At 41.0% G+C, this 13,728-nt stretch carries 10 protein-coding genes and 1 riboswitch; of the genes, 4 read left to right on the top strand and 6 right to left on the bottom strand.

All coding sequences use genetic code 11. The annotated features are described in order from the left end of the window. Nucleotides 1-30: 30 nt before the first annotated feature. Nucleotides 31-216, bottom strand: a riboswitch (FMN riboswitch). Between the two features lie 112 nt (nucleotides 217-328). The 5 genes from PESP_RS10365 to dapB all read right to left on the bottom strand — a co-directional run bounded on the left by PESP_RS10365 (nucleotide 329) and on the right by dapB (nucleotide 7,689). Next, the gene (locus tag PESP_RS10365; protein ID WP_089347968.1) at nucleotides 329-1,387 is read right to left on the bottom strand and encodes a S66 family peptidase; all 1,059 of its coding nucleotides are present in this window, start codon (nucleotides 1,385-1,387) and stop codon (nucleotides 329-331) included. Nucleotides 1,388-1,629: 242 nt separating this feature from the next. Next, on the bottom strand, nucleotides 1,630-2,106 hold the full coding sequence (gene greA, locus PESP_RS10370) for a transcription elongation factor GreA (protein ID WP_089347969.1): 477 nt from the start codon (nucleotides 2,104-2,106) through the stop codon (nucleotides 1,630-1,632). 48 nt (nucleotides 2,107-2,154) lie between these two features. Beyond that, nucleotides 2,155-5,373, bottom strand: a complete 3,219-nt coding sequence (gene carB, locus PESP_RS10375) for a carbamoyl-phosphate synthase large subunit (RefSeq protein WP_089347970.1) — start codon at nucleotides 5,371-5,373, stop codon at nucleotides 2,155-2,157. Between the two features lie 16 nt (nucleotides 5,374-5,389). Further along, entirely contained in the window at nucleotides 5,390-6,526 is a 1,137-nt protein-coding gene (gene carA / locus PESP_RS10380) for a glutamine-hydrolyzing carbamoyl-phosphate synthase small subunit (RefSeq protein ID WP_089347971.1), read from the bottom strand. 365 nt (nucleotides 6,527-6,891) lie between these two features. Then, on the bottom strand, nucleotides 6,892-7,689 hold the full coding sequence (dapB, locus tag PESP_RS10385; RefSeq protein ID WP_089347972.1) for a 4-hydroxy-tetrahydrodipicolinate reductase: 798 nt from the start codon (nucleotides 7,687-7,689) through the stop codon (nucleotides 6,892-6,894). Nucleotides 7,690-8,017: 328 nt separating this feature from the next. On the opposite strand from dapB, the gene PESP_RS10390 reads away from it, so the two are divergent. The 3 genes from PESP_RS10390 to PESP_RS10400 all read left to right on the top strand — a co-directional run bounded on the left by PESP_RS10390 (nucleotide 8,018) and on the right by PESP_RS10400 (nucleotide 11,423). Then, entirely contained in the window at nucleotides 8,018-9,331 is a 1,314-nt protein-coding gene (locus tag PESP_RS10390; RefSeq protein WP_089347973.1) for a Na+/H+ antiporter NhaC family protein, read from the top strand. A 134-nt stretch (nucleotides 9,332-9,465) separates the two neighbouring features. Beyond that, nucleotides 9,466-10,254: a nucleoside-binding protein gene (locus PESP_RS10395; protein WP_089347974.1), complete on the top strand. Its 789-nt coding sequence runs from the start codon at nucleotides 9,466-9,468 to the stop codon at nucleotides 10,252-10,254. A 152-nt stretch (nucleotides 10,255-10,406) separates the two neighbouring features. Continuing rightward, complete coding sequence (locus PESP_RS10400; protein WP_089347975.1) at nucleotides 10,407-11,423, top strand: alpha/beta fold hydrolase; 1,017 nt, start codon at nucleotides 10,407-10,409, stop codon at nucleotides 11,421-11,423. A 111-nt stretch (nucleotides 11,424-11,534) separates the two neighbouring features. Here PESP_RS10400 and PESP_RS10405 read toward each other — a convergent pair whose 3' ends face one another. Next, nucleotides 11,535-12,332: a M48 family metallopeptidase gene (locus PESP_RS10405; RefSeq protein WP_089347976.1), complete on the bottom strand. Its 798-nt coding sequence runs from the start codon at nucleotides 12,330-12,332 to the stop codon at nucleotides 11,535-11,537. Between the two features lie 193 nt (nucleotides 12,333-12,525). Between PESP_RS10405 and PESP_RS10410 the strand changes: the two genes are divergently transcribed. Next, the gene (locus tag PESP_RS10410) at nucleotides 12,526-13,728 is read left to right on the top strand and encodes a Bcr/CflA family efflux MFS transporter (protein WP_089347977.1); all 1,203 of its coding nucleotides are present in this window, start codon (nucleotides 12,526-12,528) and stop codon (nucleotides 13,726-13,728) included.

The raw sequence follows: 13,728 nt of genomic DNA on the forward strand, positions 1-13,728 counted from the left end.
CCAAAAGACACGTATTTGCATACGCTAAAGCTATATTCTCTTTCATCCGGACTATAACCGTCGGCTCTGGCATCTCACCAGATCTGCTTGACCTTTATTTAGTGCTTTTAGGTAACCTAAATGGCATAAACAAAGCGCTCGCGGGCTCATTTTATTCAAACCTGTTGATTAAAACATACCGCCGGTGGGGAATTTCGCCCCGCCCTGAGAATTTATACCAATCCGCGTAATTAAGTGATCAATTTTGAGGATTGGTATTACCATGAACAAAACTGCTCATGGCGTGCGTATTATACTCAGCAAGTAACTGGTTGTTCCAGCTAAACCTTTAACTAAGCTCAGTATTTAGTGATGCTTTTAGCACCTTACCTTGGTCAATATCGGCGGTGAGTGAACACTTAGCACCATTAACTAAATTGAGATTAGGCTGAACATGACCAATATCAGCGTCTATTATTACCGGAAACAAGCATCCACCCAGCGCCACATCAAGTGCATGGCGATAATCAAACGCATCATGGTGGCTTTGTGTAATTTCGCTTCGCCCTAAAATAAGGCCGTTAATATCATCAAATACGCCAGCAAGCTTAAGCGACAGTAAAAAGCGCGCCACGGTTGTGGGGGTCAGTTCTGAGTTTTCGAGGTATAAAATGAGCCCTTCGTTTGCACTGTGCTTTTTAAATTCGTGCAATGCTAAAAAAGGTGAGTCGAGCAATAAACCGACTGTGTCTAAGCAGCCACCAAATAAGCGCCCAGTCATTTCAATCGTACGCTCATCGGTGTAATTTAAACACTGCCATTGAGTAGGCTCGCTTGGCGCTAGCAACTCATCGGGGTTTTGTGCGTAATTGGGCTTATTTTTTTGATAATAAGCAGACGGCCCTTGCTCAAATTTACTCCCTGCTTCATAAGTTAACGTTTCAAAAATTTGTAAGCTATAGGGGTTTGTTTCATTAGGATGTAGCTGCATTAAATTGGCACTGTGTAGTGTTGCCCATTGGCACTTAGCTGTGAGTGCACAGGCAAGGGTACTTACATCAGAAAAGCCCACCAGCCATTTAGGCTTAACTTCTTGTATTGCTTTAAAATCAAGCAAAGGTAGTATTTCCATTGCAAGCTCTCCGCCCATTGGCGGCATAATAGCGGCAACATCGTCATCGAGTAAAAAGCCCATTAATTGCTTAGCATGGGCTTTTGCATCTAATTCATTGCGGGGTTTATTTTGGCGTAAAAACTCCCCTTCTACTACCTCGTAACCTCGGTGTTTTAATCCGTCTATCACTCTATCTAATCGTGCATGATACTTTTCTTTTAAGCCCGACGAAAGCGAGCAAATAGCAATTTTAGAGCCTACTTTTAAAGGCGCTGGGTAAAGTATATTAGCCATGAGTGTTCCTTTTTAATAAAGTGATTCCAGTGCGCAACATTAATATTTTACGCGTAATTAAGAGTAATGTACCTATATCAACACGCTTAGTCTTTATGGGACATGAATACTTTTGTTATTCCAATCCGCATAATTATGTGATCTATTTTGAGGACTGGTATTAGTATAGCGATTTATTTAAGACATAAAAAAACCGATGCAAATGCATCGGTTTTTATTTAAACATTACAGTGAGCTAAATATTAAAGATACTCAACATCAATGATTTCGTACTCAACGTCGCCCTTAGGCGTTTTAATGGTGACTGCATCATCTGTTTGCTTACCAATTAAACCGCGTGCAATAGGTGAATTAACTGAAATAAGATTGCTCTTAATGTCGGCTTCATCATCACCTACAATACGGTAAGTTACTTCGGCATCGGTTTCTACATTTACAATAGTCACGGTAGTACCAAAAATAACTTTACCTGTATTAGGCATTTTAGTTACGTCAATAATTTGCACATTTGAAAGCTTAGCTTCAATTTCTTGAATACGGCCTTCACAAAAACCCTGTTGCTCACGCGCAGCGTGGTATTCAGCGTTTTCTTTTAAGTCACCATGTTCACGTGCAACCGCAATATCATTTACGATTTTAGGACGGGTAACTGTTTTTAATTCGTTAAGCTCTTCGCGCAGTAACTCTGCGCCACGAACTGTCATCGGAATTGATTGCATACTTTTCTCACTTAACACCAAGGCCTCATTCGGCCTTGGTACATTTCCTTAGTTCAATCGCTGGTGTAGCTCTTGAACTGACGTCACTTTACTACGGTCGTCCGCTTGGTTAGCAGTACAGTTAGCAAATGCCGCGTTCAAGGTTGTCGTGTAGTTGGTTTTGTTTTGCAATGCACCACGACGCAACACCTTCGAATCTTCGATCGCTTGGCGACCTTCGGTGGTATTTACGATATAGCTGTACTCTTTATTCTTGATGTTATCAAGAATATGCGGGCGGCCTTCATATACTTTGTTTACACGGCGTACTTCAATACCGGCCTCTTTTAAAGCCTCTGCTGTGCCACCTGTTGCATCAATGTCAAAACCAAGATCTGCCATGGTTTTAGCAAGTTCTACAACACGAGACTTATCGCTGTTACGTACAGATAGTAACGCGCGACCACCGCGTGGTAAAGTGTTGCTTGCACCTAATTGTGCTTTTGCGAACGCTTCGGCGAAAGTATCGCCAACACCCATTACTTCACCTGTAGAGCGCATCTCTGGGCCACGGATAGGATCCACACCCTGGAACTTAGCAAATGGTAAAACCACTTCTTTAACGCTGTAATATGGTGGAATTACTTCTTTAGTAATGCCTTGGCTTGCTAAAGACTGACCCGCCATACAACGCGCGGCTACTTTTGCAAGTGCAACACCCGTTGCTTTTGATACAAACGGTACAGTACGCGCAGCACGTGGGTTAACTTCAATTAAGTACACTTTGCTATCTTTTACAGCAAACTGTGTATTCATTAAGCCAACTACACCAAGCTCAAGTGCCATGTCGGTTACTTGCTTGCGCATTACATCTTGCACTTCTTGAGATAAAGAATGTGCTGGTAATGAACAGGCTGAGTCACCTGAGTGAACACCCGCTTGCTCAATGTGCTCCATAATGCCGCCAATAATTACTTGCTCGCCGTCACAAATTGCATCAACGTCCACTTCGATTGCGTTATCTAAGAAGTGATCAAGTAGTACCGGTGCTTCGTTAGAGGCTTGAACGGCTTCGGTCATGTAGCGACGTAAATCTTGCTCGTCGTATACAATTTCCATTGCGCGGCCGCCAAGTACATACGATGGGCGTACAACCAGTGGGAAACCAATTTCAACAGATTTAAGTAGTGCTTCTTCAGTTGATGTTACTGTTGCGTTTTCAGGCTGAAGTAAATCAAGACGCTCTACTAATTGTTGGAAACGCTCACGGTCTTCTGCGCGGTCAATCGCATCAGGTGAAGTACCAATAACAGGCACGCCATTCGCTTCAAGCTCACGCGCTAGTTTAAGTGGTGTTTGACCACCGTACTGCACGATAACGCCTTTTGGTTTTTCAACACGTACAATTTCTAGTACGTCTTCAAGCGTAATTGGCTCAAAGTATAAACGGTCAGATGTGTCGTAGTCGGTAGAAACTGTTTCAGGGTTACAGTTAACCATGATGGTCTCGTAGCCGTCTTCGCGAAGCGCAAGGGCTGCGTGTACACAACAATAGTCAAACTCAATGCCTTGGCCGATACGGTTAGGACCGCCACCAATAACCATTATTTTGTCTTTGTCTGATGGGTTTGCTTCACACTCTTCATCGTACGATGAATACATGTAAGCGGTATCTGAGCTAAATTCTGCAGCACACGTATCAACACGTTTGTAAACTGGTACAATATTTAGTTGATGACGTTTTTTACGAATTTCAGCTTCAGAAACACCGGCAATTTCAGCAATACGCGGGTCGGCAAAACCTTTACGCTTAAGTTTGCGTAAAAAGTCTGCATTTAAGCCAGCCATGCCAACTTCACTAATTTTAGCTTCGTCTTTTAAGATGTCTTCAATTTGCACTAAGAACCAGCGGTTAACTTTAGTCAGTTCGTAAACATCTTCAACGCTCATACCATGGCGCATTGCATCGGCAATGTACCAAATACGCTCGGCGCCTGGCTCACGTAATTCACGAATTATTTTTTCGCGGGCTTTAGGGTCATCCAGTGCCACAATTGGGTTAAAACCCGATGCGCCCACTTCTAGGCCACGTAAAGCTTTGTGTAATGACTCTTGTTGGTTACGACCAATTGCCATTACTTCGCCCACTGATTTCATTTGCGTTGTTAAACGGTCGTTAGCACCGGCAAATTTTTCAAAGTTAAAGCGAGGTATTTTAGTTACAACGTAATCAATTGAAGGCTCAAAAGATGCTGGTGTTTTACCGCCAGTGATATCGTTTTGAAGCTCATCAAGCGTGTAGCCTACTGCAAGTTTTGCTGCAATTTTAGCAATTGGGAAGCCCGTTGCTTTAGAGGCTAGTGCAGATGAGCGTGATACACGTGGGTTCATCTCAATGATAACCATACGGCCATCTTCTGGATTAATACCAAACTGTACGTTTGAGCCACCGGTTTCAACACCAATCTCGCGTAATACTGCCATAGAGGCGTTACGCATTAGCTGGTATTCTTTGTCGGTTAATGTTTGTGCTGGTGCAACGGTGATTGAATCGCCTGTGTGCACACCCATAGGGTCAAAGTTTTCAATAGTACACACAATGATACAGTTGTCTTTTTTGTCACGAACAACTTCTGTTTCGTACTCTTTCCAACCAATTAATGATTCATCAATTAATAATTCGCTGGTTGGTGATAAATCTAAGCCGCGCTCACAAATTTCGTTAAACTCTTCCATGTTGTAAGCCACACCGCCACCGGTGCCGCCCATAGTGAAAGAAGGACGAATAATACATGGGAAGCCAATACGCGTAAGCGTGTCGTGCGCTTCATCCATTGAGTGAGCAATTTCAGCACGTGGACATTCAAGACCAATGTTTTTCATTGCTACGTCAAAGCGTTCACGGTTTTCTGCTTTGTCGATTGCATCAGCTGTAGCGCCAATTAGCTCAACGCCGTGCTTAGCCAGTACACCGTGCTTGTCTAAATCAAGGGCACAGTTTAATGCAGTTTGACCACCCATTGTAGGCAGGACTGCATCTGGCTTTTCTTTTTCAATAATTTTTTCTACCACTTCCCAGTGAATTGGTTCGATGTATGTTGCATCGGCCATTTCTGGGTCGGTCATGATAGTTGCTGGGTTTGAGTTAACTAATATAACTCTATAGCCTTCTTCTCTAAGTGCTTTACACGCTTGAGCACCAGAGTAATCAAATTCACAAGCTTGACCAATTACAATTGGGCCTGCGCCTAAGATAAGAATGCTTTTTATATCGGTACGTTTTGGCATTATTACTCCAGTTAAATTAGTTGTTACGCGCTTGCATCAGGTCGATGAAGTGGTCAAATAATGGGGCTGCATCGTGCGGGCCCGGGCTTGCTTCTGGGTGACCCTGAAAGCTAAACGCTGGCTTATCTGTACGATGAATACCTTGAAGCGTGCCGTCAAATAACGATTTGTGCGTAGCACGTAAGTTACTTGGTAGTGTTGCTTCATCTGCGGCAAAACCATGGTTTTGTGCGGTGATCATTACTACGTCGCGGTCTAAGTCTTTTACTGGGTGGTTACCACCGTGGTGGCCAAACTTCATTTTTGCGGTTTTAGCACCTGAGGCAAGGGCTAATAACTGATGACCTAAACAGATACCAAAAATAGGCGTGTCGGTTTCTAAAAAGGTTTTAATTGCATCAATGGCGTATGTACATGGCTCAGGATCGCCAGGGCCATTTGATAGGAAGATACCATCAGGGTTTAATGCAAGTACATCGGCTGCTGAGGTTTGTGCTGGTACTACGGTTAATTTACAACCGCGATCCACTAGCATACGTAAGATATTACGTTTAACACCGAAGTCGTAGGCAACTACATGAAACTTTTCATCAGCAGCATCAAGGGTTTTAAAGCCTTGACCTAATATCCAGCTTGATTCGCGCCACTCAAAATTTTCCTTGGTTGAGACAACTTTTGCTAAATCCATACCTTTTAAACCCGGGAAGGCTTGCGCGGCTTGTAACGCTTTGTTTTCGTCTAATTCGTCACCAGCAATAATACAGCCATTTTGTGCGCCTTTGTCGCGCAAAATACGGGTAAGCTTTCTGGTGTCGATGTCCGCAATACCTAAAATATTACGTTGTTTTAAGTAATCATCTAACGATTGCTCGTTACGAAAGTTACTTGCTAGCAGTGGCAAATCACGGATCACTAGGCCTTTAGCCCAAATTTGATTCGCTTCTTCGTCTTCGCTGTTGGTACCCGTATTGCCGATATGTGGGTACGTCAAAGTTACGATTTGTTCCGCGTATGATGGATCAGTCAAAATTTCTTGATAACCAGTCATAGACGTATTGAATACTACTTCACCGACTGACATGCCGTCAGCGCCGATTGCAGTACCGCGAAACACTGTGCCGTCTTCTAGGACTAACAGAGCGGATTTAGTCAAGTTAAACCTCCTAACAGTAAAAAACGGGAGTAAGCATTTGCTTAACACCCCGCCAATACCCAGAGGGATCGTCAAAACCAGATTTTTTGTGAGCTTATAATTGTTTTACGCAGTCTTAAATGATGCCGATATAAAACGCTAAACCTTCAATCATTTTTTCTTGCCTAAAACTCTTATCATTCCCACTGAAACCCCTGGTTTTACTAGCCACTAGGGTATAATTGGAAACACGCATTTAGTAATTTTTGGCAAATTGGCTGCATTCTACATGAAGATACTATTTAGGTCTAACCTTATTTGGATAAATGCTACAAATAAGTCACTTTAGGTGAATTTAGACCCAAACAGCTAAAAAAGTAACTAAACTACTTCAAATCTAGCACATCTTGCATATCATAAAGTCCTGCTGGTTTATTTTGTAACCACTGCGCAGCCCTTATAGCTCCTAGTGCGAAGGTCATTCTCGAACTTGCTTTGTGAGTTAATTCGAGCCTTTCTCCCATAGTTGCGAAATAAGCGGTGTGTTCACCTACTATGTCACCACCTCTTAACACTGAATAGCCAATTTCATTTTGTGATTTTGCACTCTCTACTTGGCTACGGTCGTATACAGCCACTTCGTCATGATCCCACCCTTTAGCCTGTGCGATTGACTCACCAATAGCTAAAGCAGTACCCGATGGCGCATCTATTTTATGACGGTGGTGTGCTTCAAATATTTCTATATCGAGGTCATCACCAAACTTTGTTGCCGCAGTTTGCACTAAATTAAGCAGTACATTTACTCCAACACTGTAGTTACGCGCAAAAACAATAGGAATATGTTTAGCAGCATTTTGTAATAATGCCATGTCATCGGTCGTTAAACCTGTAGTGCCTATAACCATAGGCAGTTTATTATCTACCGCTGTTTTAAGGTGATTACGCATACCAGCAGGAAGTGTAAAATCAATGAGTACGTCTACATCCGCTACATTATTTTCGTCGCTAAAGCTAATTGCTTTGTCGGCGGCACTATTTACTTGGTTTACATTAATACCCAATAACGATGAGCTGCTACGTACATACGCACCACCAAGTTGTGTTTGTTCTTTAATTGTCGCGGCTTCTAATAAGGCCAAACCCATTCTGCCGTTAGCACCAAAAACACCTATTCGATTCATTGTTATTGCCTTAATCTAATTTATTTGGATCTGTTGTTGCGTTAACTCATAAAGGCTTATTTATATATTGCATAAATAATAACCGCCGATAGTCGCACTGCGGTAGATATTATCTAAAAGTCATGCAATAGTCAGGTAAGCCCTTAATTAAATAATAATAACAATACTAGTTTACTTTAGCCATCTATACATTTAAACTTCTCTTTCGCGTCGATTTGGTCTTTGGCTTGCGGGCGCTGTGGTCTTTACTTTATAAGTGTTGATCTACTAAATTCAGCTAAAAGAGGAGTTTTGGCTGTGGTTATACTAACTGGTTACGAGGAATATGATGCAGCCATCATTTAACAAAAACAAAGCAATACTTTCTTTACTTCCCCTTCTTACCTTTGTAGCACTTTTTTTAGGCTCAGGTTTATACTTGCAATCGCAAGGGGTTGATTACGCTTTTTACCAACTACCCGCCCCTGTTGCTATTTTGCCAGCCATTATGCTTGCGTTTATTTTAAATAAAGGCACGGTAAACCAATGTGTAGAAACCTTTATTAAAGGTGCTGGGCACAACAACATTATTACCATGTGTTTAATATACTTACTTGCAGGTGCGTTTTCGGCCGTAGCAAGTGCAACAGGTGGTGTTGATGCGGTTGTTAATGCTGGTTTATCGCTTATTCCGCCATCACTATTATTACCAGGTTTGTTTTTAATTGCTGCGGTTGTCTCTACAGCGATGGGTACCTCGATGGGTACTATTGGTGCTATAGGCCCAATTGCTTATGCGGTATCTATTAAAACAGGTATAGACCCTGCCTTAATGGCCGGTACTATTGTATCTGGCGCTATGTTTGGCGATAACTTATCTATTATTTCTGATACCACTATTGCAGCTACACGTACGCAAGGCTGTGAAATGAAAGATAAATTTAAAGAAAACCTTAAAATTGCAGTGCCTGCCGCTATATTAACTATTGCCTTACTATTATATTTAACACCTGCGCCACAAGCTGTAGAAACCAAAGATTTTGACCTTTTATTAGTACTCCCTTATGCCTTTATTTTAATACTCGCGGTTGCGGGTATGAACGTTTTTGTGGTGCTGTTTAGCGGCATTGTATTTGCTGCGCTAATGGGCTTTACCGGCAGCTACGAAGGCGCAAGCTTTGTAAAAGACATTTACAAAGGCTTTACTGATATGCAGGAAATATTTTTACTTTCAATGTTTATTGGTGGCTTATCTGAGTTTATTCGTATTAACGGCGGCCTTGATTTTCTGGCCCAAAAAATTCAAGCCATTACTAAGGTAATTGCTAAATGGCACCGTAAGGTGGCTGACCAACTCGGTATTGCAGCTTTAGTTTTAACTAGCAATGTGTGTATAGCTAATAATACTGTTTCTATTATTGTTGCAGGCCCTATTGCTAAAAAGCTTGCTGATGATGGCGAAATAAGTGGTAAGCGCTCTGCAAGCTTACTCGATATATTTGCTTGTGTTACTCAAGGTTCATTACCTTATGGCGCACAAGCATTACTACTGGGGGCCACATTTAAAATTAGCCCGTGGGAAGTATCAACGTCGTCTTACTACTGCTTTATTTTAGCCTTTACTGCCATTGCGGTTATTTGTCTGCGCCGTAATAAAGCATAATCTAATCACCGTTATTATGTTGCAGCTTAACAATTAGGCTGCAACATATGTTAAAAATAATACTCTACTTATCAATCACTTTTGCTATAATGCGCGCTTTCGCGTGTCACTAAAATTATAGTTAAAAATAGATTATGAAATTTAAAAAATTACTTCCCCTCGTTACCCTTACATCCATTGCTTTATCATCTTCTGCTTTCGCCTCTAATTGGAGCAGCACAGCATTACATATTAATAATGGCGATCAAAAAAACCCATTCACTGAGCAAGAGTCAGATACCACTGTTTACTCTATTCAACATGCCTCGGGTTATGATTACGGCGATAACTTCTTTTTTATCGATTACAGTAAAGACGATACAACTGACGGCTATCAAGATAGCGATTTTTACGGCGAATGGTATTCTACGGTAAGCTTATCGGCCATTAGCGGTGAAAAAATTGGCGCAGGCGCGTTATTAGATGTTGGCCTTACCGGCGGTATTAACGTAGCTGGCGATGCAAAAATGATGAAGTATCTGCCTGGTGTAAAATTAAGCTGGGATGTACCTGAATTTAACTTTTTTCAAACGCTAGTAACAGCTTACATTGATGACAGTGAAGGTGTTGCTAAAGGCGGCGCACCTATTGAAACAAACAGCTGGATGTTTGATGTGGCCTTTGAATACCCATTTACTGTTGGCTCACAAAAATTTAGCTTTAAAGGCCACGCCGAATATATTGCTGAACGTGAAGACGAATTTGGTAACGATGTAGAAGCGTGGATACTTGCTCAGCCTATTTTAGTATGGGATATGGGCCATGCCCTAGAAATGAAAGAAAACACTCTGCTACTTGGTATGGAGCTTCAATACTGGCACAACAAGCTAGGTACAGACGTTACTGAATCGGTACCACAAATACATGTAGAGTGGACATTTTAAGTAGCCGCTTACAGTTAAAAATAAATAGACGGAGCCCTTTAAAGCGCTCCGTTTTTTTATGCCATGAAAAGTATTTAATTGAACCCCTTTCAATACTTAGTTATTGTCGTACTTCTTTTAAGCCTAGCGCTTGTCCTTTAAAGGAGTAAAAAATGTCGCCAATTAAAGTTATGTGCTTTTCTGCATTGTTAGCATTAACGAATAATACGTTTGCAAGTAGTGAAGTAAACACAAAATCTCTATCTTACGATGCACTTTTAAGCAGTTACCAGTACGACTTTAAAGTAAATTACTTTAATATTGAGTCACAAAAGCAGTCTCTTAAAATGGCGTATATTCATTTAAAGCCAACTAAAGAAAATATGCCCACAGTAACACTTATGCACGGCAAAAACTTTAATTCCGATTATTGGACGACTACTGCTAAGTACCTACAATCACTTGGCTTTGGCGTGTTAATTCCTGATCAAATTGGCTTTGGTAAATCCTCTAAACCCACTAACTATCAGTATTCTTTTGCTGCGCTTGCCCATCATACACATGCGTTAATTGACTCTCTTAACTTAAAACAAACCATTGTAGTTGGCCACTCTATGGGCGGTATGCTGGCGAGTCGTTTTGCATTAATGTATCCAAATACAACCACTAAACTAATTTTGCTTAACCCTATAGGGCTTGAAAACTACCTACAATATGTAGATTACAAAGACACCAACTTCTTTTATAAAAATGAGCTTGCTAAAACACCCGAAGGCGTAAAAAAATACCAGCAAAAAAACTATTATGATGGAAAGTGGAACGCCACATATTCATCCCTTACAGACTTTATAACCGGGCAAATACAAGGCCCAGATAAAGAACAAATAGCATGGGTTAATGCTAAAACGTACGATATGATTTTTACCCAACCGGTAATTACAGAATTTAAAGACTTTACCGTACCCGTTAAGTTAATTATTGGCACTCGCGATAGAACAGGACCAGGGCGAAATTGGAAAAAAGACGGTGTTGATTATGAGCTTGGCCGTTACGATAAGTTAGGCAAAAATGCCGCATCACTTATCCCTAATGCTAAATTATATGAGCTTGATAACTTAGGGCATTTACCTCAAGTAGAAGACTTTGAACGCTTTAAAACAGTATTTAAACAAGCACTTGCTGCTGAGTAACCACGCTTAAAAAATAAAACAAAACCCCTGTAGGTAAAATACTTACAGGGGTTTTATATTAATTATGTATTAATACTAAACGTGTACAACTTTAACTAATAAAACACATAACTACAGTGTGCACTGCGGGTTTTTGCCTTGAGATTTAGCCGTGCTTTGCTCACTAAGTGCTTTGCTCATTTGCGCTTGTAAATTTTTAATGCGGTTACTAGGTGCTGGGTGGGTAGATAAAAACTCAGGGGTTGCACCGCTGCCTGCCGCGCTCATATTTTGCCAAAGCGTTACCGACTCTTGTGGGTTAAAGCCTGCTTGCGCCATTAAATCTAAACCTATTTCATCGGCTTCAGATTCATGTGAGCGGCTAAAAGGTAACACCACACCATATTGCGCGCCTAACCCTAAGCCTTGCATTATTTCGTTACGGTACTGTACGTTACCCATTTCAAGTGCGGCACTGCCTAATTGCATACCCGTACTTAAAATAGAGCTTTGCGAAACACGCTCATTTGAATGCTCTGCTATTACATGCCCTACTTCGTGACCAAGTACCGTGGCTAATTGATCTTGATTCGTCGCTATTTTTAATAAGCCAGTGTGTACACCAATGTAACCACCAGGCAGCGCAAATGCATTAGCTGACTCATCTTCAAATACTACCACTTCCCAATTTTGCGACGCATATTCTTGTGGTAATACCGCCACGACTTTTTCGGCAATACAATTTACATAAGAATTAGTTTTAGCATCTTTATTTATTGGCTGAGACTCTTTCATTTGTGCAAAACTCGCTGTGCCCATTTCACTCATTTGTTGGTCTGAGTAAAGTGCAATTTGTGTACGCCCTGTTGGCGATGTTTTACAGCCAGCTAAAACCGCGGTAGCTAATACAGCAAGTACTAGTTTTTTCATGGTGTTTCTCTCAAGTCATTATTTTTTATTGTTAGTAGAATAGCAAACACAGTGCCAGTTTAGAATCTTTGCTCTTTAATGCTGAGGGTTTTATTTTAAGATAAAAAATTAACTTAGCAGGCAAACTAAGTTTATACACACGCATTGCCCTGTTACACTATAAACCTTGATTTTGTGATTGTTGAGCTACTACATGGACGCCTCTGCCTCGTCTTTTAATACCCGAATATTATTACCGTTATTAGCCAGTATTGTGGCAATTACGCCATTAGCAATAGACATGTATTTACCTGCCATGTTGGTAATTGCGAACGATTTACAAACGAATATGCCAAATGTACAAATTTCGTTAAGTATTTACTTAGCGGGTTACTCATTAGGCATGTTGTTTTTTGGCCCTATAGCTGACCAAATTGGCCGCAGAAAACTCGCCCGTATTGGCTTAACTTTGTTTGGTTTAAGTTCTGTGGCTTTGGCATTTACTACAGAAATACACACCTTTTGGGCCTTAAGAGCAGTGCAAGCATTTACAGGTGCAGCTGCCACTGTGGTTGTGCCAGGCATAATAAGGCATATTTACCAGCAAAATACCGCTAAAGGTATGTCGTATGTGTCTATGATCATGATGGTTGCCCCATTGGTTGCGCCCTCTGTGGGCTCTTTTATTTTAGGGTTTTCTGTTTGGTCTACCATATTTTTAGTATTAGCAGCTTACAGCTTTTTAATTCTTGCGTTTGTACAAGTGTACTTAATTGATATCCCCATTCACACTAATGAGAAAAAAGGGCTCGCTCTGTTTTTTGATAGCTATAAAACCGTGCTCAGTAATAAAGATGCCCGTGCAGATATTTTAAGCTCTATGTTTGTATCGTTTGGCTTTTTTTGTTTTTTAACCTCAGTACCGTTTATATATTTAGATTTATATAATGTCTCTGAGCAGTTATTTGGTATTTTGTTTGCCTTTAATGTAATGGCACTTATGTTTGGTAATTTTTTAAATACTCGCATAGTACCAAAGCTTGGCTCGCGTAAAATGCTTTATATAGGGCTTACATGCGGGTTTATATCGGGGCTTTCGTTATTAACCTTTAGCTTATTACATCTCTCTTTATATTATATTGTGGCTGCTATCGCGCCATTAATGATGAGCTTAGGGATCACTGCAAGTAATGCCGACTCGTTAATACTGATGAAGTTTGAAAAAAACACCGGCACAGCGACGGCTGTTATTGGCACGCTACGTTTTGGTAGTGGCGCATTAGTTGGGCCACTACTTGCGCTAATGCATGCTGAAAGCTCTGTTCCGTTTTCGAGCTTAATGTTTTCTGCGGTTTTACTTACTATGCTAGTGCAAGTAATTCACTATAAAAAAGACAAAAAAAATGCCTCATTGTGA

It is taken from the genome of Pseudoalteromonas espejiana DSM 9414 (assembly GCF_002221525.1).
Lineage (GTDB): Bacteria > Pseudomonadota > Gammaproteobacteria > Enterobacterales > Alteromonadaceae > Pseudoalteromonas > Pseudoalteromonas espejiana.

Bases quoted from the DNA above. Each gene is read 5' to 3' on its own strand.
- greA (WP_089347969.1), bottom strand. From the start codon at position 2,106: ATGCAATCAATTCCGATGACAGTTCGTGGCGCAGAGTTACTGCGCGAA.
- PESP_RS10365 (WP_089347968.1), bottom strand. From the start codon at position 1,387: ATGGCTAATATACTTTACCCAGCGCCTTTAAAAGTAGGCTCTAAAATT.
- carB (WP_089347970.1), bottom strand. From the start codon at position 5,373: ATGCCAAAACGTACCGATATAAAAAGCATTCTTATCTTAGGCGCAGGC.
- PESP_RS10400 (WP_089347975.1), top strand. From the start codon at position 10,407: ATGTCGCCAATTAAAGTTATGTGCTTTTCTGCATTGTTAGCATTAACG.
- PESP_RS10405 (WP_089347976.1), bottom strand. From the start codon at position 12,332: ATGAAAAAACTAGTACTTGCTGTATTAGCTACCGCGGTTTTAGCTGGC.
- dapB (WP_089347972.1), bottom strand. From the start codon at position 7,689: ATGAATCGAATAGGTGTTTTTGGTGCTAACGGCAGAATGGGTTTGGCC.
- PESP_RS10390 (WP_089347973.1), top strand. From the start codon at position 8,018: ATGCAGCCATCATTTAACAAAAACAAAGCAATACTTTCTTTACTTCCC.
- PESP_RS10410 (WP_089347977.1), top strand. From the start codon at position 12,526: ATGGACGCCTCTGCCTCGTCTTTTAATACCCGAATATTATTACCGTTA.
- PESP_RS10395 (WP_089347974.1), top strand. From the start codon at position 9,466: ATGAAATTTAAAAAATTACTTCCCCTCGTTACCCTTACATCCATTGCT.